At 51.5% G+C, this 24,635-nt stretch carries 23 protein-coding genes and 1 riboswitch; of the genes, 13 read left to right on the plus strand and 10 right to left on the minus strand.

All coding sequences use genetic code 11. The annotated features are described in order from the left end of the window. Positions 1-290: 290 nt before the first annotated feature. Together C2I18_RS23170 and C2I18_RS23175 are read right to left on the minus strand one after the other, a co-directional pair. The gene (locus C2I18_RS23170; RefSeq protein ID WP_249898079.1) at positions 291-1,568 is read right to left on the minus strand and encodes a glycoside hydrolase family 27 protein; all 1,278 of its coding nucleotides are present in this window, start codon (positions 1,566-1,568) and stop codon (positions 291-293) included. A 108-nt stretch (positions 1,569-1,676) separates the two neighbouring features. Next, positions 1,677-2,558, minus strand: coding sequence for an AraC family transcriptional regulator (locus C2I18_RS23175; RefSeq protein WP_249898080.1), 882 nt, complete (start codon positions 2,556-2,558; stop codon positions 1,677-1,679). 178 nt (positions 2,559-2,736) lie between these two features. On the opposite strand from C2I18_RS23175, the gene C2I18_RS23180 reads away from it, so the two are divergent. The 3 genes from C2I18_RS23180 (at position 2,737) to C2I18_RS23190 (ending at position 5,412) form a co-directional block, all read left to right on the plus strand. Beyond that, positions 2,737-3,804, plus strand: coding sequence for an SGNH/GDSL hydrolase family protein (locus tag C2I18_RS23180; protein WP_249898081.1), 1,068 nt, complete (start codon positions 2,737-2,739; stop codon positions 3,802-3,804). A gap of 207 nt (positions 3,805-4,011) precedes the next feature. After that, a complete protein-coding gene (locus tag C2I18_RS23185) occupies positions 4,012-4,278 on the plus strand; it encodes a CD3324 family protein (protein ID WP_249898082.1) in 267 nt (88 codons plus the stop codon). A gap of 162 nt (positions 4,279-4,440) precedes the next feature. Continuing rightward, the gene (locus tag C2I18_RS23190) at positions 4,441-5,412 is read left to right on the plus strand and encodes an alpha/beta hydrolase fold domain-containing protein (protein ID WP_249898083.1); all 972 of its coding nucleotides are present in this window, start codon (positions 4,441-4,443) and stop codon (positions 5,410-5,412) included. A 68-nt stretch (positions 5,413-5,480) separates the two neighbouring features. Here C2I18_RS23190 and C2I18_RS23195 read toward each other — a convergent pair whose 3' ends face one another. Then, complete coding sequence (locus C2I18_RS23195; RefSeq protein WP_249898084.1) at positions 5,481-5,879, minus strand: cytidine deaminase; 399 nt, start codon at positions 5,877-5,879, stop codon at positions 5,481-5,483. Between the two features lie 266 nt (positions 5,880-6,145). On the opposite strand from C2I18_RS23195, the gene rhaM reads away from it, so the two are divergent. Then, positions 6,146-6,460 carry an L-rhamnose mutarotase gene (rhaM, locus tag C2I18_RS23200; protein WP_249898085.1) on the plus strand — a complete coding sequence of 105 codons (315 nt, stop codon included), beginning with the start codon at positions 6,146-6,148 and terminating at the stop codon, positions 6,458-6,460. 63 nt (positions 6,461-6,523) lie between these two features. Here rhaM and C2I18_RS23205 read toward each other — a convergent pair whose 3' ends face one another. Further along, positions 6,524-7,654, minus strand: coding sequence for a glycoside hydrolase family 88/105 protein (locus tag C2I18_RS23205; protein ID WP_249898086.1), 1,131 nt, complete (start codon positions 7,652-7,654; stop codon positions 6,524-6,526). A gap of 152 nt (positions 7,655-7,806) precedes the next feature. Here C2I18_RS23205 and C2I18_RS23210 point away from each other — a divergent pair, with 152 nt between their 5' ends. Beyond that, complete coding sequence (locus C2I18_RS23210) at positions 7,807-8,640, plus strand: AraC family transcriptional regulator (RefSeq protein ID WP_249898087.1); 834 nt, start codon at positions 7,807-7,809, stop codon at positions 8,638-8,640. A 754-nt stretch (positions 8,641-9,394) separates the two neighbouring features. On the opposite strand, the gene C2I18_RS23215 is transcribed toward C2I18_RS23210, so the two are convergent. After that, on the minus strand, positions 9,395-10,186 hold the full coding sequence (locus C2I18_RS23215) for a YheC/YheD family protein (protein ID WP_249898088.1): 792 nt from the start codon (positions 10,184-10,186) through the stop codon (positions 9,395-9,397). 165 nt (positions 10,187-10,351) lie between these two features. Here C2I18_RS23215 and sbnA point away from each other — a divergent pair, with 165 nt between their 5' ends. Both sbnA and C2I18_RS23225 read left to right on the plus strand, forming a co-directional pair. After that, entirely contained in the window at positions 10,352-12,556 is a 2,205-nt protein-coding gene (gene sbnA, locus C2I18_RS29750) for a 2,3-diaminopropionate biosynthesis protein SbnA (protein ID WP_342760314.1), read from the plus strand. Positions 12,557-12,560: 4 nt separating this feature from the next. Then, the gene (locus C2I18_RS23225; RefSeq protein ID WP_249898089.1) at positions 12,561-13,523 is read left to right on the plus strand and encodes a 2,3-diaminopropionate biosynthesis protein SbnB; all 963 of its coding nucleotides are present in this window, start codon (positions 12,561-12,563) and stop codon (positions 13,521-13,523) included. Positions 13,524-13,581: 58 nt separating this feature from the next. Here the strand turns inward: C2I18_RS23225 and C2I18_RS23230 are convergent, their stop codons facing one another. Then, positions 13,582-14,088, minus strand: a complete 507-nt coding sequence (locus C2I18_RS23230; RefSeq protein WP_249898090.1) for a hypothetical protein — start codon at positions 14,086-14,088, stop codon at positions 13,582-13,584. 169 nt (positions 14,089-14,257) lie between these two features. Here C2I18_RS23230 and C2I18_RS23235 point away from each other — a divergent pair, with 169 nt between their 5' ends. After that, positions 14,258-14,485, plus strand: a complete 228-nt coding sequence (locus tag C2I18_RS23235) for a hypothetical protein (RefSeq protein ID WP_249898091.1) — start codon at positions 14,258-14,260, stop codon at positions 14,483-14,485. A gap of 679 nt (positions 14,486-15,164) precedes the next feature. Next, positions 15,165-15,297: riboswitch (cyclic di-AMP (ydaO/yuaA leader) on the plus strand. Between the two features lie 4 nt (positions 15,298-15,301). Further along, a complete protein-coding gene (locus C2I18_RS23240) occupies positions 15,302-15,769 on the plus strand; it encodes a C40 family peptidase (RefSeq protein WP_249902218.1) in 468 nt (155 codons plus the stop codon). Positions 15,770-15,855: 86 nt separating this feature from the next. On the opposite strand, the gene C2I18_RS23245 is transcribed toward C2I18_RS23240, so the two are convergent. Both C2I18_RS23245 and C2I18_RS23250 read right to left on the minus strand, forming a co-directional pair. Continuing rightward, a complete protein-coding gene (locus C2I18_RS23245; RefSeq protein ID WP_249898092.1) occupies positions 15,856-17,181 on the minus strand; it encodes a sugar phosphate nucleotidyltransferase in 1,326 nt (441 codons plus the stop codon). A 21-nt stretch (positions 17,182-17,202) separates the two neighbouring features. Then, complete coding sequence (locus tag C2I18_RS23250) at positions 17,203-18,018, minus strand: DUF6492 family protein (protein ID WP_249898093.1); 816 nt, start codon at positions 18,016-18,018, stop codon at positions 17,203-17,205. A gap of 205 nt (positions 18,019-18,223) precedes the next feature. Here C2I18_RS23250 and C2I18_RS23255 point away from each other — a divergent pair, with 205 nt between their 5' ends. Together C2I18_RS23255 and C2I18_RS29755 are read left to right on the plus strand one after the other, a co-directional pair. After that, complete coding sequence (locus tag C2I18_RS23255; protein ID WP_249898094.1) at positions 18,224-18,979, plus strand: YheC/YheD family protein; 756 nt, start codon at positions 18,224-18,226, stop codon at positions 18,977-18,979. A gap of 3 nt (positions 18,980-18,982) precedes the next feature. Further along, positions 18,983-19,660: a nuclear transport factor 2 family protein gene (locus C2I18_RS29755; protein ID WP_342760315.1), complete on the plus strand. Its 678-nt coding sequence runs from the start codon at positions 18,983-18,985 to the stop codon at positions 19,658-19,660. Positions 19,661-19,731: 71 nt separating this feature from the next. Here the strand turns inward: C2I18_RS29755 and C2I18_RS23265 are convergent, their stop codons facing one another. Continuing rightward, the gene (locus C2I18_RS23265) at positions 19,732-20,808 is read right to left on the minus strand and encodes a permease (RefSeq protein WP_249898095.1); all 1,077 of its coding nucleotides are present in this window, start codon (positions 20,806-20,808) and stop codon (positions 19,732-19,734) included. 141 nt (positions 20,809-20,949) lie between these two features. Here C2I18_RS23265 and selD point away from each other — a divergent pair, with 141 nt between their 5' ends. Then, positions 20,950-22,008: a selenide, water dikinase SelD gene (selD, locus tag C2I18_RS23270; RefSeq protein ID WP_249898096.1), complete on the plus strand. Its 1,059-nt coding sequence runs from the start codon at positions 20,950-20,952 to the stop codon at positions 22,006-22,008. Between the two features lie 35 nt (positions 22,009-22,043). Beyond that, positions 22,044-23,090, plus strand: coding sequence for a tRNA 2-selenouridine(34) synthase MnmH (mnmH, locus tag C2I18_RS23275; RefSeq protein WP_249898097.1), 1,047 nt, complete (start codon positions 22,044-22,046; stop codon positions 23,088-23,090). A 395-nt stretch (positions 23,091-23,485) separates the two neighbouring features. Here the strand turns inward: mnmH and C2I18_RS23280 are convergent, their stop codons facing one another. Beyond that, positions 23,486-24,601 carry a cysteine desulfurase family protein gene (locus C2I18_RS23280; protein WP_249898098.1) on the minus strand — a complete coding sequence of 372 codons (1,116 nt, stop codon included), beginning with the start codon at positions 24,599-24,601 and terminating at the stop codon, positions 23,486-23,488. Positions 24,602-24,635: the final 34 nt, after the last annotated feature.

The raw sequence follows: 24,635 nt of genomic DNA on the forward strand, positions 1-24,635 counted from the left end.
AAGTTATAAATGATGAAAAAGGACAGCATTAGGTGGAGGAATTCCAACTAGGCTGGTGAATCAACAAGCCTGTACAAAGTTCAATCATGCTCCAAAAGCCACGGTTCACTAGGTAAGAAAGCGCTACGTTCCCCGATTCATCACCCGCGGCGTCCGGCCATCCTGCTTCCGGTGTGTTAACGTGTTAGGCTTAGAATTGAAGTAGAGAGCGGCAGAAGAGGCCGGCCTGTGTTAGTTGAAGAAATATAAAAAGCCGTTTTCCCGGTTTCATCCGGGCAAACGGCTTTTCCTTACATGAAGCTGTAGAGGCGTACGCCATGCGGCGGGATGGCCGTCTGCAGCGAGCCTGCGTTAAGCTCCGCTGGCGCTCCGCTCCACAGCTCGGTGCCGGAAGCGGCGCTCAGCCCGATCTGTTCAAGAGCGAGGTTAACAGGCAGCGGGCTGTCGCCTACATTGAACACGGCAGCATAGCGGGTGCCATCGGTATGTTCGGCAGTCCAGACGATCAGATCGCCTTGGCAGAGCGCCTCCTTGGCGCCGTAGCTCTCGCGGTGCATGCGCAGAACCTCTCGGTTCGTCAGCAGCGACATTGTCCACTCGTCGTTGTCCCGCAGTTCGCCGCCGAAGATCAGCGGCGAGCGGAAGATGCTCCACAGCGACATCATCGTCAGCTGCTCGTCACGCGTGAACCGGGTCCAGCGGTCCGCGCCTCCGCCGTCCACGGAACGGATGCCGATGTGGCCGAGCGGCAGCATGTCACAGTCCGGCCAGGAGCCGGTCTGGGGCACGCCCTGCCATTTGCGGCAGCGGTCGAACATATCCAGCAGCAGCGGCCACAGGTCCCAGAAGTCATCGGTTACGCGCCACATATTGGCATGCTCGACAAAGAAGTCCGCATATTCCACCGGAGCGGGTCCGGGGGAGAGGCTGAGCACCATCGGCCGGCCGCAGCGTTCAATGGCTTTGGAGATCAGGGCGATTTCCGGCTGATGGGTGTCATACAATCTGGAAGCTGCGATGTCATCTACCTTAACCAAATCAACGCCCCACTCGGCATATAATTCGAACAGCGAGTCGTAATAGGCCTGTGCGCCTTCTTTCGAGGCATCTACACCGTACATATCCGTATTCCATGGACAAATCGAGTTTGTATGTGCAATATCGCGTGCTGTAGCAGAAGTGCCCAGAACCGGAGTACCCGCATGGGCAGCCTGCCGCGGAATACCGCGCATGATATGAATACCGAATTGCAGTCCGAGGCTGTGCACATAATCAGCCAGCGGCTTGAAGCCTTGGCCGCCCGCTGCAGAAGGGAAGCGGTTCTCGGCAGGCATCAGCCGGGAATGTCCGTCCATCACGAGCGGAACGAACGGACGGTATTGTGAAGAATTCGCAAGGGGCTCATACCACTGAATATCGACAGTGATATAGTTCCAGCCGTATTCTTTGAGATGCTGTGCCATGTATTCCGCATTGCCGCGGATTTCAGCTTCCGTTACGGCTGCGCCGTAGCAGTCCCAGCTGTTCCAGCCCAGCGGAGGCGTAGGTGCTGCAAGCTTATGGTTCATTGTAAATCTCCTTTGCTGATGTATTATTGCTCTCGTCTGTTCCATCATAATCAAGGAGATTAGCAATATCTATAGTAATCTTACAAGTCTGATAGCACTATATTGCGGTCAATCAAAAAACAATCTGCGATACGCAAGGCTTTCGCCCCCGCTGCGGAAATCTCCCGGTGTAACGCCGGTCAGACTGCGGAACGCCTTGATAAAATAACTGCCGCTGGAGTAGCCAACCTGCCCGGCAATCGTTTCAACGCTGAGGGGGGTTCCCCTGAGAAGCTCCATCGCCTTCTCCGTGCGGACCCGGGTCAGATAGGCGCCGGGAGTCAGTCCTGTGCTGGCCGAAAAGCTGCGGATCAGGTGATATTTGGATAAGGAGACATGCTCGGACAGCTGGTCAATGCTGATCATCCGTGAATAGTTATGCTCTATGAATTCAGCAGCACGCCGTACATTCTCCGGCCAGTTATCCCTGTTGCGCAGCGTCGCGGCCTGAAGCCTGGACAATTCAGTCATGAATTGATAAATGCAGGAGGAGGCGATCAGGGGATCGGAGATTCTGCCTGCCGCGGCATCGTTCACAATCATCCGCAGCAGCCGGACGGGTGCGCTATCCGGAGGCAGATACGGGACTTCCCCGGCTTCACGCAGAAATTTGCGCCAATGGGGCAGGATCAGGTCGGGCCGGAACAGCAGGAACAGGAATTCCCACGGCTCGGACGAATCCGGATGATAGTAATAGCGGTGGGGGCCGGGAATTTCAGCGAGAAAAGCCTGTCCCGCCGTAACCCGGTGAGTCCGGTTCCCCGACTCGTATATGCCTTCACCGGAGAGCGTGTACTGGAACAGCAGCAGAGGGCCGTCACTGCGCTCCATTCCGTCCCAGTGATAATCAGGGGTGGTGATGCAATCGCTGCCTGCCGCAAACAAAACGCAGAGCTGAAGCTCCTTATCCTCCGCAAACCGGAAGCCGTAGGTGCCTCTCGGGATATCCATAAACGTCCTCCTTGTTGGAAGGACTTCTTATCTGACGCCCTTCTTCATTCTCTGTAGTTTACCATATCACTTTACTTGCTTTATAAAAACAGACTTTAGCAGACTTTCATTGAAAATCCCGGAAACCTTTGTTACTGTTACAAAAGAAAGGCGAGAAGCTGCGAAGGAAGGTAGACAGATGTCACGGATGAAAGTGTACAGAGCAACAGAAGACAATGTTAAAGTAATCGGTCGGACCTATTACAGCAATGATGTGCGGTGGCTGGCCCTCTCGGGCGGCGGTGTTGAATTTTCATTCCGCGGTAGAAAAGCGGAGGTTACCTTAAAGGGGGATGCCATTGCCCTGACCGGCAACAATCTGGCCCGGGTCGGCATCAGCGTAAATGGAAAGCGGGTCATTGACGATCAGATCGGTCAGCCGCTCAAAACGTATACAGTATTTGAAAGCAGCACGGAGCAGGAAGTCATCATCCGGATCACCAAACTGTCTGAAGCGGCTATGTCAACGGTCGGGATTCAGGAAATTGCTGTTGATGCCGAGGACGGTATTAAGCCAACTCCAAAAAATATACATACCATTGAATTCATCGGCGATTCCATTACCTGCGGCTATGGTGTAGATGATGAGCATGCACTGCATTCTTTTTCCACGGCAACGGAGGATGTCACCAAAACCTATTCTTACCTGGCGGCAGAGCAGCTTCAGGCTGACTACAGCATGGTTTCCTACAGCGGATACGGCATTATTACCGGCTACACCGAAAATGATCAAAAGCTGACCACCCATCTGCTGCCGGATTATTATGAGAAAGTGGGCAAGTCTGAAGGGAAGTTTGAAGACCGCGTGCTGCCGCAGGAGCTGCCTTGGGATTTCAGCACATTTACCCCTGAACTGATTGTCATTAATCTTGGAACGAATGATGATTCTTATACCCAGGACGATCCCGGCAGACAGCAGGAGTATGAGGAACAATATGTCCAATTTCTAAAAATGGTCCGTCGGAACAATGCCAATGCTGCGATTCTCTGCACACTGGGGATTATGGGGGACAGGCTGTATCCTTATGTCGGGCAAGCTGTGGAACAATATACGCTGGACACCGGCGACAGCAAGATTTCGGCGATGAAATTTGATGTGCAGCTGGAAGCTGACGGCTACGCAGCCGATTACCACCCGTCCCGGGCAACTCACCGTAAGGCAGCAGATAAGCTGACTGTGCATATTAAAGAACTGATGAACTGGTAATTTAACAATAACTTGCGGGGAAAGGAGGCGCATACCATTGGAGAATCGCGGAAGATTGTCTGGTACTTCTGCCACTCATGCAAAGCCTGGAATTGGAAAGGCGATACTTTGCATGGGGCGAAACGTTTGACTTTATCGCTGACTAAGCTTTTCTGACGACCGGCTTTGCACCTTATTTCAAATCATACGAATAAGGGGCGGGCACTCATGAAATATATTAACGCATCCAAGGTTTTACCTGAACTGCTGATTAAGGAAATCCAGAAATATGTTCAAGGGGAAACGCTGTATATACCGAAAGAAGAATCAGAATATAAAGATTGGGGAAGTCTGAGCGGCGGAAGAAAGCTGCTGGACCAGCGCAATGCGGCGATCCGTCAAGCTTTTGACAACAACCGCAGTATTGAGCAGCTGGCAGGGGAGTATTTCCTGTCAGCCGAAACGATCAAAAAAATTGTCTATTCGCATAAATAGCAGAAGAGCACTGGTGAAGAGAATTCATCAGTGTTTTTTCGTATGCCAAAGATGATTCCAAGTCATTGTCTTCATATTAAAGTCCTGGACTCAGCCCTTACAATAGACTGGTAACACCAAGAGCAGGAATTGAGCATGAGAAGAAAGTGAGGACCTTTTACAATGACTAATCCCCACAGCAGAAGCAGGCATCTGATTGATCCGGAGATCATTCAGGCCATTGATTTGATACCAACTGCCGATCTTAACCTGGCTTCACTAATGGAATCGCGCAGCAAACAGGCGCAGATGCTACCGCAGGCAGATATAACGGAGCTGTACCCGGTTACCTATGAGATGAAAAGAATCCCGAGTTCCTTTGGCGGACCGGATATCCGGATTGAGATCATAAAAGCCGTAAAGCCCAAGGCTAACAAAATGCCGCTCTACTATTCGATCCACGGCGGCGGTATGGTGATGGGAAGTCCTGCCGGAGACCGTGCAGGGAATGCAGCGCTTGCTGCGCAGCATGGGTTCTGTACGGTATCAGTCTATTACCGTCTGGCACCGGAGCATGTACAGCCCAGCCAGCTGCAGGATTGCTACTCGGGCCTGAAGTGGTGCATTGAGCATGCAGAGGAACTGGGAATCGATATTCAAAAAGTGGCGGTCGGAGGCTCAAGCGCAGGCGCTGGTCTCGCAGCCGGTCTGGCTCTGTTCATCCGTGACCGGCAGGAGTTTGCCATTCATCATTTGCGGCTGCTCAGACCCATGCTGGATGACCGCACGGCTGTTAAGCCGGAGCATCCCTATGCAGGAGAGTATGTCTGGACCCGGCAGAGCAATTATTTTGGCTGGAAATCTGTATTAGGACATGAGCCGGGCCAGAAGTCTGTCAGTGAATACTACGTACCTGCCCGTGCGGAGTCACTGGCCGGGTTACCTCCGACGTATATGAATATTGGAACCGTGGACCTTTTTATAGACGAATGTATAGTATTTGCCCAAAAGCTGGTGCGAAACGGGGTGCCTGTAGAATTGCATGTCTACCCCGGTTACCATCATCTGTCTCCTATGTATCCTGATGCCCATTACTCCATTGAGGGCGCAAGCTCCAGTGAACATGCCCTGCTGAAGGCGTTGCAGCTGCTGTAAAGGGGCACTAAAAAAGCGTACCCGCAAGACGGGCACGCTTTATTTTTACATATTAAAAGTAAGGTGTTTTACATATCCAAATCTGTAAATGCGTAAGGCAGCAGCTCTTTCAGCTTCAGTTCCAATATATCCTGTTTGTCATTAGTTAAATAGACGGGCATATCCGGCGAGCAGAATTCAGCCATAACCTGTCTGCAAATGCTGCAGGGCGGAAGATAATTTTCGGTATCCCCTGCAATCGCAATCGCCTGGAAATCACCTTTGGTATAGCCGTTTGTAATTGCCGTAAAAAATGCTGTCCGCTCGGCGCAATTCGTTGCTCCAAACGATACATTTTCCACATTCACCCCGTTAATTACAGTTCCGTCCTTAAGCAGCAAAGCCGCTCCGACCGGGAATTTGGAATAAGGGATATACGCGGATTTTTTAATATTACGTGCACTTTCCACTAATTGCTCTTTGTTCATAATCATTCACCCTTTTGTAATAAGAATGAACCTGCAAGGTCCCCTTATCGCCAGCATCATGCCGGCAGGACTTCTAATATTATAGATAGAGCGGAAGTTTGTCAATGTGGAGTGCTGTGACGAATGCTCCGGGAATCCGCCTCAAATTCGACAAGGTTTAAATGCGTTTATTTATCTTCAAAAGTGTGTGTTTATGGACTATAATGTTCACTAGAGTTTATATTAATACGTTTTTTCCAAAACACATAAGTCTGGAGTGCTGAACTGTGATCAGAAAAGCGAGTATCATGCAGGTCTACCGGGATAGTTATGAGGAGTATAAGAAGCGTCACGATGAACTGTGGCCCGAAATGGCTGAAGAGCTGAAGAACCATGGCGCACACAACTATTCTATTTTTCTGGATGAAGAAACAGGAAATCTGTTTGCTTACCTGGAGATTGAGGATGAAGCGAAATGGGAGCAGATGTCCCGGACAGAGATTTGCCAAAAGTGGTGGGTATATATGGAGCCGCTGATGGAGACGAATCCTGACCACAGCCCGGTGTCCAAGAACTTGAAGGAAGTATTTTATTTAAAATAAATCAGCAGGGGGCTGACCCGAAGCCATGTATTGGCCCGGGTCAGCCCCTTTTACATATAACCGTTACTCCGCCTGCGCCAGACTCATCTCTACACTCATCAGAATAAAGGCCCCGGCTCCGTGCAGGTCATTTTCGCTGGTCGGGCGGGCGATGTAGTGGGCGTAATCGCCGATGCCTGTGCCGATGCAGATTTTGCCGATCCGCAGGCTGCCGTCTTCGTCAAAAGTCAGCGTGTCGATGACTCCCTGATAGCCTTTCCACGCATATTTCATATACTCAGCTTCCAGGTAACCAAGTCTGACTGCCTTAGCTATGGCCTGCACGAATAGAGCGGTACAGGAGTTTTCCAGCCAGTTGTCCGGGCGGCCGCCTTTATCAATCACCTGATACCACAGTCCGGTAGCCGGGTCCTGGAATTTCACCAGTGCGGAAAGCAGATTCTGCAGAATATTGATCAATGTCTCTCTGTCCTTGTGCTGTTCCGGGAACTGCTCCAGCATTTCCAGCAGTGCTACAGGGAACCAGCCGATTGCCCGTCCCCAGAACTCCGGCGCCAGTCCGGTCTGCGGATCGGCCCATGCCGCTTCTTTGGTCTCGTCCCAGCCATGATAGAGAAGACCGGTAACTGGGTCCTTGGTGTGCTGTTCCATCAGAATCGCCTGATAGGCCATCAGATCAAAATATTCATCCTCGCCAAAGGTTCTGGCATACTGCGTTGCGATAGGACCTGCCATATACAGACCGTCCAGCCACATCTGGTTCGGGTAACGCTCCTTATGCCAAAAGCCGCCTGACGGATTGGTTTTCCAGGTCTTCAGCAGCGGGACCAGGGTATGGAGTGCCTTACGGTAGCGTTCATCTCCGGTCTGCTCCAGCAGATTGAACAGCAGCACGCCGGGCTGAATATCATCCAGCTCGTTGGCGTTGAATTTTCGGATGCTGCCGTCGCTCAGGATCTGGCTGTCCACCCAGTCTTTGATGTAATTATAGTATTCCGGCTTTTTTGTCTCCCGCCAGCATTTCTCCATCCCTGATAAAAAAACGCCCTGATGATAATGGAATCGGTCGGGCGGAAGCTCCTCGGGCTTAAATTTCTTCATGAGCGTATCGCAGGCAAGCTGTGCCCATTCAATCGGGGACAACGAAGCCCCGGTTCCTGTGGTGTCTCCTGAGGATGGTGCAGTGTTAGTCATCAGATTTACGACCTCCTTTTCAATTTAAGCCTATGCTATCACAATAAAACACACATTATTTGCGCATATGGACTAATTCTTCTTATATCTTGCGCAACTGGACAGTGCGGTCTATGCTGGAGACAGATAAGATAGCGGAAGGCGGGCGCAGGATGGAAGAGATCGGTTATAACAACGGCAGGGAGACCTTCTCCGTGTCATACCGGAAGGCGAAAAGCCATCATATGCAGACTAATCATTTTCACAGTACCTATGAGATCTTTCATCTCATGAAGGGCAAACGGACCTTCTTCATCAAAGACAGGACGATGGTGGTGGACGAGGGTCATATTATTATTATTGCGCCGGATGTGCTGCACCGGACGACGGATGCCCAGGCTTCCGGATATGAGCGGCTGGTGATTAATATTCACGGTGAGGAGCTCCCCTGGACAGACGGGATATCCCGGGAATTCATCCGGCCGCTGTTCGCTGAGGACTATCTGATTATAAAATGTCCCCTGCAGGAACGCCTGATGATCGATGAAATCTCGCACAGCATCCTCAGGGAGATCAGGGAGCAGCCCCCCGGCTTCGAGCTTTATGCCCAGACGCTTGTACTGCAGCTGATCATTGCCTGCTGCCGGCAGGTGATCCAGAGCAGCACAGAACCTTCCGAAGCCCCGAGCCCGGCACATGAACGGATTATGGAGGTTGTCCGGTTTATCAACAGCCAGTATATGCAGGACCTTTCACTGCCGGCAGTGGCGGAGAAGTTCTACGTGAGTCCCTATTATTTAAGCCGTTTCTTTAAAGAAGCCACAGGCTTCACCTTTGTAGAGTATTTGAACAGCGTACGGGTGAAGGAAGCGAAGCAGCTGCTTGAGCAGACTTCGCTGAAGGCCAGCCTGATCGCCAGAAAAGTGGGGTTTGGCAGCATAACGCATTTCGGCCGGGTGTTCAAGCAGGTCACGGGCCATGCGCCGCTGTATTACCGGAAGAGGTAGTGTGGCGTCGCCGGGAAAAGAGCGTATTGTACCCGAAAAATTGAGTACAATGGGGCCCGGCGCCGTGAGGAGCGCCCAATGTACTCGAAAAACCGAGTACATTGCGCTCCGTCGCCGTGAAAAGCCCCCAATGTACTCGAAAAACCGAGTACAATACGCCCCGGCGCCGTGAGGAGCCCCCAATGTACTCGAAAAACCGAGTACATTGCGCCCCGGCGCCGAGAAGAGCCCCCACTGTACTCGAAAAACCGAGTACAATACGCCCCGGCGCCGTGAAAAGCCCCCAATGTACTCGAAAAACCGAGTACAATACGCCCCGGCGCCGTGAAAAGCCCCCAATGTACTCGAAAAACCGAGTACATTGCACCCCGGCGTCGCGAGGAGCCCCCAATGTACTCGAAAAACCGAGTACATTGCGCCCCGGCGCCGTGAAAAGCGCCCAATGTACTCGAAAAACCGAGTACAATACGCCCCGGCGCCGAGAAGAGCGCCCACTGCACTCGAAAAACCGAGTACATTGCATCCCGGCGCCGTGAAAAGCGCCCAATGTACTCGAAAAACCGAGTACATTTCACCCCGGCGCCGTGAAAAGTGCCCACTGTACTCGAAAAACCGAGTACATTGCACTCCGGCGCCGCGAGGAGCGCCCACTGTACTCGAAAAATCGAGTACATTGCATCCCGGCGCCGTGAAAAGCGCCCAATGTACTCGAAAAACCGAGTACATTGCGCCCCGGCTAAGGGCTGCACCTAAATCAGCCCATCCCTTTCCTTGATTTCATACACTTCAAGTTGTAAGTGCGACCGTGGGCTTTGCCATATTTGATGATCCGCTGAAGCATGCTGCTATCCGGAAGCTTGGTGAACGGGCAGGGGTCTGGAGCGGTATTTACTTCAAGAATCCATAGTTTAAAATGCCGGTCGATGGCAATATCCACACCAATCTCCTGCAGGCCGGGATAAGCCGTTGCCAGCTGTCTCGCGCACTTTACCCCGATACGCTTCATTTCCGCTATCAATGCGTTGCTCTTCTCTGAGCTTGTGTTGGCGTTCAGCAGCACCTCTGCCGGAAATATAGTTCCTCCCTGGCTGCCGTTGGTGACCACTTTGCGGGGATGGGCGACGCGTCCTGCAAGCCCGGTAGCTTCCCATGCGCCCTTAAGATTCCGCTGCACCATTACCCGGATATCGAAAGGACGTCCCTTATAGGCCAGCAGCCGGACCCCTTTTTGCGCCAGATAGGGTTTTCCTTGAGTTTCACTATGAATTGCCTGGTATGCCCTGCGGTAACCCTTGAATTTGCGCACGACCGTACCTGCCTGATATCTCCAGCTGCTGTCCCCATACCGTTCAACCCGGATTACCCCCTGGCCCAAGGAACCGCAGCATGGCTTGATGTACACCATTTTGTATCTGCCAAGCATGTCCAGGAGGATGGCCTGATCCATTTTTCGAGTTACCGGAATATGTCTTCTTAACTCCGGACTTCGGAGCAGCACCCTAGTCTTCGTCAGCTTGTTGGATATTCGCGTCAGCTGCTTTTTCATCCTGTCCCTCCGTTCCTGAAATGTCTGTAGGCTATTGTACGGGAATACGGGGCTTTTTGATTGGGCGGATGCACAGGAACAGAACACCCGGTTCACATTGTACATATGATTATTGCAGGTGTATATTAATGCGGCTGCAGGTGCGGCCAACAGGAGGCGGCCAGAATGCCGTTCGGCGATTTGCAGAAAAAAGTGCTTGAAGTCATCGGGGAGTTCCCATGGTACAAGGGGCTTCTCAGCGGTGAGAGGGGGGAGTACAGTCTGCAGGATCTTCCTCTGCTCACGTCAGAAATTATGGACACCTATTATTACAGCCGGACCGCCGACCCGTCGCTGGCTGTATACCGCACATCCGGTACAAGCTCAGGCAAAAGAAAATCGATTGTATATTCTGCGGAAGACGACAGGCACTATGTGGACATCAAAACAAAGCTGTATGCCAAACTGCTTGCGGGCAGCGGCTGCAGCAAGGCTTTGGCGGATATGGGCACCGGACATGCAGCGAACACGGCGCTGGCTATTTTTGAACGGCTGGGTATGAAAAGCTGCTCAATTCCGTTCGAGCTCCCGGTCGCGCAGCATATCGAAGCTCTTCAGGATTTTCAGCCGGATTTGCTGTACACAATGCCTTCTATTCTGGATCATATCGTCCATGCTGCCGCAGATCCGCAGTCCTTCGGAATCCGCAAAATCATACTGGTCGGTGAGATCGCCTCACCGGAATGGCAGAGGAATATGGCCGCCGTGTTCGGCCTTGAGCCGCGCGACATTATCGATACGTACGGGTCTATTGAAATAGGCACAATTGCGTATTATGACCATGATGCGGGCCGGTATATTTTTGCAGACGGAATTGCTGCAGAGGGAATCGGGACACAGGAGCTGGGAGGGGAGCTCGAACCGCTGGGTCAGGGCGAAAGTATCCTGGTGCTTACATCACATGTCCGCAGGAAGCTGCCTGCTTTACGTTTTGTTACCTATGATGTGGTCAGGGATTTTCGGCCCGTAGTGATCGACGGTGTGGAGAAGCAGAGCTTTGCGGCCATTGTCAAAAGGGTAGGCAAAGAGCTCAAGCACGGCGAGAAAATCAGCCTGTACGATATCGAACAGGTCGTATACCGCCATCTGAAGGATGCGATCATCCGGGTCAGAGTGAAGAACAACGCGCTGGCAGTCTATATTAAAAGCAAATCCGCAGACCCATCCGTCATCGCGGCGGTCCGGGAGGAGATCAGGGAATGTATTCCGGAGATCGGCCTGATGATCCGCAATGGGCTGCTTGGCGATATTGAGGTGATTTTGGCCGCCGAAGGCGACCAGCTGGACAGCGGTAAGGTCAAGAACAAGAAGCTGTATTATGAGCAGAATGCAGGCGGTCCAGGGATAGACACCGCAGGCGGTATTTTGTCCAAAATAGGAAATACACCGCTCATCAAGCTGAATACGCTGTTCCGGAACAGTAAATTTGAAGTTTACGCCAAGCTGGAGCTGCTGAATCCGGGGGGAAGCGCCAAAGACCGGCCGGCCCTGCGGATGATTACCGAGGCCTGGAAAGAAGGGAGCATAGGTCCGGGTTCGGTCATTATTGAATCGAGTTCGGGCAATATGGCGATTAGCCTGGCGATGATCTGCAGCTGCTTGGGAATGCGTTTTATCTGCGTGGTAGACCCCAGAACGACGCGTACGAACCTGCAGATCCTGAAGGCGCTGAACGCAGAGATTGCTTATGTGGACGAACCGGATCCCGAAACCGGGGAGTTCCTGCCCGCGAGGCTGAACCGTGTGCAGCAGCTCCTGCGGGAGATGCCGGGCAGCTATTGGCCCAACCAGTATGGCAATCCCCATAATTATTTGTCCCATTACCATACAACGATGAAAGAGATGGTGACTGCGCTTGAACGGTTGGATTATTTGTTCTGCAGCGTCAGTACTTGCGGGACAATCCGCGGACTTGCAGAATACGCCAGAGATCACGGACTGAAGACTAAGATTATCGCTGTGGATGCAGAGGGCAGCATTATTTTTGGCGGAAAAAAAGGTAAAAGGCGTTTCCCCGGGCTTGGAGCCGGAATTGTGCCGCCTTTTTACAGACAGGATTTAATCCATCGTAACCTCTACGTCTCGGATTGGGAGATCGTCGAAGGCTGCCGGGCGTTGGCTCAGCAGGAATCGATTCTGGCGGGAGCATCCTCCGGCGGGAATATTGCGGCTGTCAGGCAGATGGAGCAGGAAATAGAGGCGGGGGCCGTCTGCGCGGTCATTCTGCACGACAGGGGAGAACGTTACCTTGATACGGTGTTCTCGGAGAGCTGGGTACAGAGGGAGTTCGGCAGGCGGGACCCGATTAAGGACGGAGAGAGGAGGAAATAAAGTCATGCTGTATTTAAATGATCATGACATTACGGCCATAGGCGTGAACTGGCCTGCATTGGTGGATACCATGGAATCCGCAGTGCGCATTCTGGATTCCGGTGATTTTGCACAGCCGGTGAAGCCTTACCTGAGGTACAACCATCCGCTTAACCGGATGATTGCCATGCCTGCTTACGTGGGCGGAAAGGTTAAGGCTGCCGGAATCAAATGGATCGCCAGCTTTCCCGGTAATATCCAGGCCGGACTACCCCGTGCGCACAGCCTCACTGTATTGAATGATCCGGAGACCGGCCAGCCGTCCGCCATCCTGAACTCCGCGATTCCAAGCATCGTAAGAACGTCATCCATCAGCGGGCTGATGCTCCGCCACTATATACAGGCACGGCAGCCGGAGAACATTCATCTGGGAATCATCGGCTGGGGACCGGTTGGACAGTATCATGTGCAAATGGCTGCTGCTCTTTACGGCGACAAAATTGAACGTATCCGGATCTTTGATATCAAGGGAGCAGATTTGAGCAAAGTCCCACCACCGTATGCGGAACGGGCAGAAGTGGCGGAGAGCTGGGAGGAAGTATATCAGCAATCCAATGTGTTCATCACCTGCACGGTGTCGGCCGAGAGGTATATAGATGTACCCCCTGCGCCGGGCAGCCTTCTGCTCCATGTTTCACTGCGGGACTATCAGCCGGAGGCGCTTGCAGCCTTAAAGGCCATCATTGTTGATGATTGGAATGAGGTCTGCCGTGAGAATACCGATATCGAGCGGCTTCATCTGGAGCAGGGGCTAAGCCGGGACGGTGTCCGGCTGATTACCGATGTGGTCTGCCGGAGCTGCCTGGCCGATTTTCCGGCGGAGGAGCCGGTCCTCTTCAGCCCGATGGGCATGGCGGTCTTCGATATTGCTACAGGTGTGTATTATGTGAATGAAGCAAGGATGAGGGGAATCGGAACGGAGCTGTAGAAGACGGGTTGTAAAAGTAGAGTTGAAAAGCCAAAGCGTACATAAACAGCGTACGCTTTTAGTATTGTGCAGATCGCTTACCTTCGCTTTGTTGAATTCGCTGGAAATAAGCTGGCGGGCAGAATGAACGGTAAAAGTCCCGTTGAATCTGCTGGAAATCGGTTGGCGGGCGAAATGAACGGGAAAAGTCCCGTTGAATCCGCTGGAAATCGGCTGGCGGGCGAAATGAACGGGAAAAGTCCCGTTGAATCTGCTGGAAATCGGCTGGCGGGCGAAATGAACGGGAAAAGTCCCGTTGAATCCGCTGGAAATCGGTTGGTGGGCGGAATGAACGGGAAAAGTCCCGTTGAATCCGCTGGAAATCAGCTGAGGGGCGAAATGAACGGGAAAAGGTCCCGTTGAATCCGCTGGAAATCGGCTGGCGGGCGAAATGAACGGGAAAAGTCCCGTTAATTCCGCTGGAAATCGGCTGGCGGGCGAAATGAGAAGCACAAATACCTCTGAATCCGCAGAAATCAGCCCCAGCAGCGAAATGAGAGGCACAAATACCTCCGAATCCGCACAAACCAGCCGCAACGGCGAAATGAGAAGCACAAATACCTCCGAATCCGCAGAAACTAGCCGCAACGTCGAAATGAGAAGCACAAATACCTCCGAATCCGCAGAAACTAGCCACACCGCGAAATGAGAGGTACAAATGCCTCCGAATCCGCAGAAACTAGCCACACCGCGAAATGAGAGGCACAAATGCCTCCGAATCCGCAGAATCCAGCCACAACGGCGAAATGAAAGGTACAAATACCTCCGAATCCGCAGAAACTAGCCACAATGGCGAAATGAGAAGCACAAATACCTCTGAATCCGCAGAAACCAGCCACAATGTCGAAATGAGAAGCACAAATACCTCCGAATCCGCAGAAATCAGCCACAGCGGCGAAACGAGAGGCACAAATACCTCATAAGCCTAACCATTATGCTAGTTGAAGGACAAATTGCAATTAGGATGAGCCTATATCCTATACATACTGATAGTTTCGATTGGCAGTGGGCACTGTAATTTCACTGAACCGCTAGCTGCAAGGAAAAGAGGGGTGAGGAAAAGCAGAAAAGCGGAAAAGAGGAAAAACAGAAAAGCAGAACAGCAGAAAAGCGGAAAAGAGGAAAAGCAGAAAAGAGAAAAATGAAAAGAGGTATGGAGAGAAGAGGATAAAAGAATAAAAGGAGAAGAAGAGAAGAGAAGAAGAGGATCAGAGGATAAGGGGGCCATAACCGGCCCTTCACTTAATCCCCCCAACCCCCTCTCAGCGCTGCGTCAAATTTGTATTGTACTATTTCTCATATTTCCTAAAGTATCCCCACCCTCTCACCGATATAAAAAAAGTGGGCAGCTATGTCCTAATGATTACATTAATGTTACTTATTTTTACTATTTTCATAGATGAAGGTTTTGATGAATTCAGGCGCTGACCACGCAAAATAACCCTGATTTTTACACCTGACGTAACATCAGAAGGAAGTTTCAGCAATTTTCACGTTGCCGTGCAGAATTTATGTTATCGCAGTTTACACAGGAATATATGAAATAGGATTGACAGGAAGAAGCAGGATACAATACTATTGAATCAATAGTTACAAAAAATTAATGAGTTGTTGCCGAATTTCGTTTCGAAAACGGGGGAACCAATCTTGGGTGAATTATTCTTGAAGGCAAAGGAATATAGGGAACCTTTAACCGAACCCTCAGCTAACTCCGTAGGCATTGAAGGGAGAAAAGGTTTCTGAAAAAGTTCATTTTGTCTCTAATGGGAGCTGCAGTTTTATTCACGTCCACTCCAGTCAGCACATACGCCAGTACATCATCACTGAATAGCGAAGTTCAAGAGGTATTGGGAACCCCTTACCAATGGGGCGGTACTACAACCGCCGGTTTCGATTGTTCCGGATTTATTTTGTACATTATGGAAAAATTCAATTCAGGTGACCTGCCGCGCACCTCAGCCTCGCAAGCCAAAGCCGGCACACCCGTAGCTAAAGATGATCTCCGTGAAGGAGATCTGGTATTCTTCAATACGCTCGGCTCCGGAATCTCGCATGCAGGTATTTATATCGGTGACGGTGAGTTCGCTCATTCTTCCAGCAGCAAAGGTGTAAGAATCAGCAAGCTCACAGACTCCTATTACCGCGACCGTTATGTGACTGCCCGCCGTGTAGTGAGCGAGACCAGCTACAGCAAGATGGCCAACTAATATTTATAAGTATAATCATGTCAAAGAACAAGCTGTCTCCGGCCGCCGGATGTCAGCTTGTTCTTTTTAATATACTTACGGTGAGGCTAAGAGCTGTACACCGCAACTTCCTCCGTCCGGTCGTCCCTCCGGATCTCCAGCAGCTCCATTGCAGCAAAAGCCCTGATTCCGTGCAGGTCGCCTCCGTTTACAGTGAACGAATCGCCGCTCCGGGCAGCCTGGGCCAGGCCGTTCAGCACAACCTCTCCATGCCCCGATAAAATAACCCAGTGTTTGCCGCTATGCAGGCAAGGCATCTCAGGCATCTCATGCCCTGGCAGCAAAAACAGCTTAACCGTAAGCACAACCTCTCCTTCATTTCCGGTCCGGTCCAGGACCATATAATGCCCCCAGGCGGTTTCTCCGTAACCGGCCTCTGCTGAAGGCGGATGCACAATGTCTTTAATGGCATTCGCCTCTTGTTTACCGGCAATCAGGATGCCGTCCGGACTTCCTACAGCAACAATATCCGGAACACCGATGACAATCATGGGCAGCTTCAAGTCGTTCACAATATGTGTATTCCCGCTGTTTCCCCAGATTCCTCCGGGTCCTGTCACCGTCTGCTGCAGCCGGGCAGTCAGCGTATCCCAGCTGCCCAGATCGCGCCATTCCCCTTCGTGACGGAGCACTGCAGCTTTGCGGGTCCGTTCGGCTATTTCCTTGTCAAAGCTGCGTACGGGAAAACCCGGGTACAGTGCGGTGAAGGCAGCCGGCTCCGCAGGGAGTCCCATTTGCTCCAGATGGCTCAGCATAAAGCCGAGCCTGAAAGCAAAAACCCCGCAGTTCCACAGCGCGCCGCTCCTGATCAGCTCCCCGGCCTTAGAAGAATCAGGCTTTTCTTCAAAAGACAGGACAGGGGAATAAGCCGTGTTACCGCCTGGTTTCTCCGGAAGTATGTAGCCATACTGATCCGAAGGATGGGCGGGTCTTGTCCCAAGCAGTACAAGCTCGGCTTGTGAAGCGGACAGAATATCCGTGAACTGATGGAAGCACTGAAAAAATCCGTCATCGGCATACATATCTGCAGGAGCCACGCATATAGTATCTTCCGGTTTAGCCTTGCGGGAGGCATACAAATAAACTGCAGCTAATGCAGCTGCCGTAAAGGTTCCGCGTTTATGCGGCTCCCCGAGAACTTCGTACCTGTTCCCCGTATACCGGCGCACGAGGGATGTCTGGTCCTCATGTGCCACGAACAATGCTGATGGGCTGAGACTGCTGTTCTCCAGCTGCCGGCACACCCGTTCAATCATCGACTCGGTGCCCCCGCCGGGAGCCGGCAGCAGCTTCAGGAACATTTTTGAGCGGACAGGGCCTGACAGCGGCCACAGCCGCTGCCCGGAACCTCCGCATAACAGGATGGTATGCAAGGCTGCCTTCCTCCTTCACGCTTAATGCCTGGCTGGAATGGAATATGCCTTACGCTGATGGAAAGACAAGGAGCGGTAGGAGCGTGCCAGCTTTTGAAGCTGTGTTTTTTTCAGCGTGCCCGCAGGTGTTTTCAGGGATTTATTGCCCGCGCTCTTCAGGATCACTGCGTCCTTATTCCTGCTGTAGACATAATTGGCATACGTCTCGAATTCGGAGAAACCGAACTGCTTTTTCTTGTTGATGCTGCGGATAATGGCGGCATGCCAGGGCATGCCGTGCCGGGCTTCTATTTTCCTTTTGAGCGCGGCCAGCCTGGTTTTCTCGAACAGCATATAGTGGGTTACAAAGGATCTGGGAGAAGGGGCGGCTGTGCCGAGCAGCTTACGGTAAGTAACAAAGTATTCCGGCTGGCTCCAGCTGCGGCAGTAAAAAATGCTTTTCCCGTTCGCCCGGAACCGGTGCGGAGTAATGAGAACTGTATCGGCATCAACAACCAGGAAGAATTTTTCCCGGCAGATATGATCCCCGTTCATTTTCAGCAGCTGCTGGTAGAGCCAGCCTGAACGGTTCCAGCGCGTCGAGGAGTAGCGGATATCCTTTTTGGTAAACGGCAGTACGGTAGTCTCATTTACAAAAACACAGCCTTTGCGCGAGCACAGGCTTCTGATGCTGCTGCTGTCCGGGGAAACGATGTAAATATTGCTGATCGGATGGCGGACATAGCGGCGCAGGCTGTCTATCACATGGGGCAGGGTGGCGAGATCCTTTTCAATGGCCGGGATCAGGACGTCTATAGGAGGACCGCTGACACTCCGGCCTGCAGTAGTAGCTGGCATAGGTTCATCTCCGTGCACAAATTGACACCTCAGCGTCTGCACTAGGATATGTCTGCTAACCCTGTTTTGACCGGGCGGCGGCCGCCATAAAGTTAATCTTCCATTACGGGACAGATGATTTATTCAGCACAGCTCCATCCTGCATACGATACTGTGACATTGTAAAACAGGGCGGGACATCCCACCCGGACAGGAGTGTGCAAGTGTGAAGGATAAGCAGAAACAAACCGGATCAAGCAAATGGTTCAAGACCAAGCTGCTGCTTCGCAACAAGGCGGTGAAGCCTTTTATTCCAGATACCCGCAGATTCAGCAAAGTGAGTCTTGAGCAGATGATCCACAGCTATGGAATGGTCTACGTCAAGCCGGAGCGGGGAACCTATGGGAACGGTGTAATCCGGGCCGAGCAGACCGGGCGGCAGAGCTATACTTATCAATATGAAGAAACCGTCCGCCATTTTGACAGCTTTGATGCTTTTCATAAGAGTCTCGCGAAGAAGACCGGAAGCCGGAAATATCTCATTCAAAAAGGAATTCACCTGCTGAAGCACAATAACCGCCGTTTTGATATCCGTGTCATGGTCCAGCTCAGTCCCAAAGGGAAATGGGAGGCGACCGGTATCATCGGCCGGCTCGGGCATCCGCGCAAAATCGTGACCAATTATCATAGCGGCGGCAAGCCGACCGCGATAGAGAGTCTGCTGTCGGCCCATCTGTCTGAACGCAGGCTTGCTGTGCTGACAGAAGAACTGAATACACTCGGGACCAGGATCGCTGCCCATATGCAGAAAACCTATCCCAAAATGAAGCAGATCGGCGTGGATGTCGGACTCGACCGGTCGCTGACGCCGTGGATTATTGAGGTAAATATGAACCCTGATCCTTATATTTTCAATCAGCTGAAAAATAAGTCGATGTACAGAAGGGTCATGAGATACCGCCGTTTTCATATGGGGAAATAAGGTGTGCAGATTGAACGTGATTTATCGGTTTTGGAATTAGTCGTGACTCCAGTGAATATTTGGACTTCCGGCTGCTATTTTAGCAAAAAGACAGTCCGCTACCCAGAACTACGGGTTAGCAGGACTGCCTTTTTTTATGGCTATGTTAAACGTTATATGTTCTGCGAAAAGGTAAATATCACTGTACGAAAGCTTATCTATTATTTGCGGCAAAGGGGCAGGGATATTCCAAAATATAGTATTATAGTATTGGGAATAAGCCTTCTATATATAAAGGTTCAGAGAGGAGTGATTGTTATGGTTGGCAAAGAAATAAGGGATATAATTGAAAACTATCTTGAGGCATACAATTCATTTGAAATTGAAAGCATGGTTAACCTCTTGCACAAGGATATAATATTTAGGAATATTTCCAATGAAGAAACCACCACGGAAACCAGAGGAATACAAGCCTTTAGGGAATTGGCAGAACAGTCGTCAACGATGTTCACCAGCCGCCGCCAGATAATCACCGGGTACAGTGTCATAAATGACAAAGCAGAGGTTGGAATTGATTATGAAGGTATTCTTGCCGTGGATTTACCTAACGGATTAAAAATCGGGGATAAGCTGCATTTAAATGGAATGTCAAAATTCGAGATTAAGGAAGGAAAAATCTCATTGATTGAAGATTACAGTTGAGTAATACGACGTTTCAACTAAAGAGAATTGATAGCACAATAAACCGCCTTTTTGCCAAGGCGGTTTTCTTATTATAAAAATATGGATCCAACTGCGGCGCTCAGCAGCCCAAGTACCATTACCGAGGCCACCACGAACCAGACGACCCGGCGCGGAAACGATTTGTAGATCATCAGCAGCGAAGGCAGGCTGACCGGCGGCAGAGTAACGAGCAGCGCACCTGCAACGCCTGTGCCAAAGCCGAAGGAAAGGAAGGTTGCAATGATCGGAATTTCGGCTGCAGTCGGGATGACGAACAGGGTGCCGGCAATTGTAAAGATAATAACCGCCAGAATGCCGTTAAAGGCGCCTTCTCCCAGTGCAGGGAACATCCAGGCCCGGGCTGCGCCCAGCACAAGAACTGTAACCAGGTAAGCGGGGACGATCGTCAGCAGCATTCTTCCGGCGCTTTGCAGCCAGCGTATCCAGAAGTTAGCCTCGTGTTCAGCGGGTTTATTGACCAGCTCATCGACCGGCTCAGGGACAGTAGAGCCTCCGGCCAGTTTGCCTGCGAAATAGCTGACGGCAAAAGTCAGGATCAGGCCGGACACAATGCGCAGCAGCGTGAATTTCCAGGACAGCACGAAGGTCATAAAGATAAGTGTCGCCGGATTCAGCATCGGGTTACCCAGCCAGAAGGCAAGCGCTGCCCCGACGGAAACATTTTTTTTACGGAGTCCGACGGCAATCGGTGCGGCGCAGCAGGTGCACATCATTCCCGGAAGGGATGCAAGGCCGCCGAGAGCCGTGCTCCTGAAGTTCGCTTTGCCGAGAACCTTCAACAGCCATTGGGACGGGAGCAGCACCTGAACCAGGGAACCGAGCAGAATGCCGAGAACTGCAGCTTTCCAGACCGCATTAAAATAAGTCAGGGCGTAATCCCATGCGGATTGAAAAGAGGGAGCAGGCATTTCGCCTTGTTCACCGGTCAATATGGATGAGCCGATGGAGTGTTCCGTTATAGCTTTGATCGCCTTGTGGTAGTAAGGCCACCATTTCACATAGGACAAACCTGCTACCGCAATGACAACAAAGACCAGTGCGAGCAGAATCGTTAACCTGGAAGGCTTATAGCCCTTCCCGGGATGCCCAGAAGTTGTGGCAGACATGTCTTTCCCCCGTTTTCCTAAAAAATTCAAGAATAATAGTATAGCACAGGAAGCAGGATTAGTAACTTATATTTTGTCATTATGATGTTCTTCGTGTAAGATTAAAGAGTTAATCATTTCATTTAAAGGAGCTGTGTCTTGATGTCACAAGCTGAACCTATAAAACTGACTTCATTATCTTCCAAAGGCGGCTGCGGCTGCAAAATCGGTCCCGCCGATCTGATGCAGGTGCTCCGCAATCTGCCGCCGGCTGTACCGAACCCGGATCTGCTCGTGGGACTGGATACGAGTGACGATGCGGGCGTGTACAAGCTTAGCGATGAGCTGGCGCTGGTGCAGACGGTTGATTTTTTTACACCGATTGTGGATGACCCGTATTCCTTCGGGCAAATTGCCGCAGCCAATGCGTTAAGCGATATTTATGCCATGGGCGGCAAGCCCCTTACAGTACTTAACATTGTAGCCTTCCCCATCTCCGTTCTGGATAAAAGCATCCTGGCGGATATTCTGCGCGGAGCAGCCGACAAGGTGCAGGAAGCCGGAGCTACGCTCGTAGGCGGGCATTCCATTGACGATAAGGAGCCGAAATTCGGGCTGGCCGTAACAGGGCTGGTGCATCCGGATAAAGTGAGAACGAATGCGGCGGCGCGGGCGGGGGACAAGCTTATTTTAACCAAACCGATCGGTGTGGGCATCCTGACGACTTCGATCAAGAAGGATCAGCTCACTCCGGAAGAGACGGCCCGCCTTACTGCAGTGATGTCCTCGCTGAACAAAACAGCTGCTGAGATAATGTTCTCCTATGATGTGCATGCCTGCACGGATGTGACCGGTTTCGGACTGCTGGGACATGCCTCGGAAATGGCGAAAGGAAGCGGGAAGGGACTCATTATCCGCCAAAATGATGTGCCGATGCTGCCCCGGGTCAGAGAGCTTGCGGAGCAGGGGTTTGTTCCCGGAGGAACCAAGAACAACTTTTCCCATCTGGAAGGCAGTATTCTGTATCCGGAGGAGATGGACCAGCTGAGCCGCTATATCCTGTGCGATGCGGTCACTTCCGGCGGTCTGCTGATGTCGGTCGCTCCTGAAGACAGCGGGGAGCTGCTGGAGAAGCTGATTGAAGCCGGTGTGGAAGCGGCATGTATTGGAGAAGTAACAGAAGAGCACCCTGGGCAGATTAAGGTTATAGCTGCGCAATAAAAGGTGAACAGGAACGCTTCGGAGGAGAGAGAATATTGTTTCAGGATATTACATTAGAAGAATTAAGGGCGCTGCGCAGCCGCAAGGAAATTACGGTTATTGATGTCCGCTCGCCTTCAGAATATAAAGACGCAACCGTGCCGGGCAGCCTGAATATTCCTTTTTTCAATGATCAGGAACGGGCTGAGGTCGGAACCCTGTACAAACAGACAAGCGTGCAGGCGGCCAAGGAAAAAGGGCTTGACATCATCTCTGCAAAATTGCCCTCATTCATTCAAGAGTTCGGGGCGGTGCAGGGAGAGAAGGCGGTGTTCTGCTGGCGGGGAGGCATGCGGAGCCGGACCACGGCGACGGTGTTGTCCCTGATGGATATTCACGCCTACCGGCTGATCGGCGGCTACAAGGCTTACCGTAAATGGGTGCTGGAGGAGCTTGAGCATTACGACCTCAAACCAAAGCCTTATGTTATTCACGGAAATACAGGCACCGGCAAAACCAATCTGCTGCACCGGCTGCGCAAACAGGGTCACCCGGTACTGGATCTGGAGGGGATGGCCGGACACCGCGGCTCGATCTTCGGGCAAATCGGTCTTCAGCCGAGCAACCAGAAAACGTTCGACAGCCTTCTTTTGGAGGAATTGATCGCACTGGAGCAGGCGCCTTACATCCTGTTTGAAGCGGAGAGCAAAAAGATCGGCAAGGTAGTTATGCCGCAGTTCCTGGCCAGCCGGAAGGAAACCGCCGCGCAGATCTGGATAGAGATGCCGCTGGAGGCGCGGGTACAGCAGATTCTGGCGGATTACCAGCCGGAGCAGTTCAAAGACGAATATATCGCTGCCTTCCTCAGTATCAAATCCCGGATTCATATTCCGGTGGCGGCCGAAATTGAGCGGACCCTGCAGGCAGATTTGTTCGGGGAAGCGGTGGCGCTGCTGCTGGAGCATTATTATGATCCGAAGTACGGCCACTCAGCGGGCCAATATGAGAATGTCGAAAAAATCACCTTCACGGTGAATAATCTGGATGAGGCAGAGGCAGCTGTAAACTCCTATTTGAGCGAGCAGATTCCTCAGCTGCAATAAAAAGATCCACCTAATTCCCTTGTTTATCTTGATGGGATTAGGTGGAATTTTTGTTTTTAACGGCGAAAAAATGATTTTATTTGATTAGGGGGAAGTGGAATTTCTCCATCTAATTCTCAGATAAATACCGGTATTTCAATACCAGTTGGAAAAACTCCACTTAAATGTACCGAGTTAGAATTCAAAGGCATATTTCCACTGAAATAGCTGGAGAATTTCCAACTAAAGCTCATAAATGAGGGACTAGGACAGAATTAAGCGGAGGAAATCCAATTAAGCCCAGCAGCACGCCCTTCTCGCGGATTACACAATACCGGCCGAAGATCCTGCACTTTAATCACGGTGTGACGGTCTGACGCAGGCGGGTTATAGCGGACTGTGACCAGCTTATCTTTTTACCGCCTGTGCTTAATAATTCTTACCAGCTGATCCATCACCGCATCAATTTCCTCAACGGTGGTATACCTCCCCAGGCTGAACCGGACAGCACCGCGTGCTATGGAATCCTCTATCCCCATGGCCTTCAGCACAGGTGAGCCTGTATAATCCCCCGCATGGCAAGCAGAGCCTGCAGAGGCGGCTACCTGATCCAACTCATTTAGCAGATCATGTCCTTCCCATCCGGTAAAGCTGACATTTAGCGTATTAGGGAGCTTGTGTTCAGGATGGCCATTAAGCTTAAAGTTATCGCCAAACTCGGCTGTAAGCCGGGAATAGAAATAGTCTGTCAGGACTTTACAGTCATCGTTCAGTACAGAGGCTAATTCACAGGCTTTACCCAGGGCGACGTCAAACATGACATTTTCCGTTCCGGCCCGCCGTCCGTTTTCATGGCCTGCACCGTGAATCAGCGGTGTAAGGATTACGCCTTCTCTGATGTAGAGCGCGCCGATGCCCTTTGGTGCATACAGCTTGTGTCCGGCTAGGGTCAGCATATCAACACCCAGTTCTTTTACATCCAGAGGAACTTTTCCGGCAGACTGCGAAGCATCCGTATGAACTAGAATCTGATGCCTGCGGCAGAGTCCGGCAATTTCCCGGATGGGTTGAAGAGTGCCTGTCTCATTATTGGAATGCATAATGGTGACTAGGATGGTCTCCGGACAGATACTTCGTTCCAATTCCGCCAGATCCACAACACCGCGGGAATCCACCGGTATGTATGTCACTCTATAGCCGTTCTGCTCCAGGTATCTGCACGGATTTAGTACAGCCGGATGCTCGGTGCTTGAGGTAATGATGTGGTTTCCCTTAAGCCTGCAGGCATGGGCAGCCCCCTTGATCGCCATATTATTGGCTTCGCTGCCTCCGCTTGTGAACAGGATCTCACGGGCAGAAGCATTCAGCAGACCGGCTGCCTGGCCTCTGGCGGTTTCTACTGCTTGTTTGGCGGATTGCCCTAAGGAATGCTCACTGGACGGATTGCCGAATTGCTCATAGAGATAGGGCAGCATAGCATCAGCCACAGCCTTATCCACAGGAGTAGTTGCGTTGTAGTCTAAATAGATCATTTGAGTTGCCTCCTTTGCCTGATGGGCTGCGGAA

The organism is Paenibacillus sp. PK3_47 (genome assembly GCF_023520895.1).
Lineage (GTDB): Bacteria > Bacillota > Bacilli > Paenibacillales > Paenibacillaceae > Paenibacillus_AQ.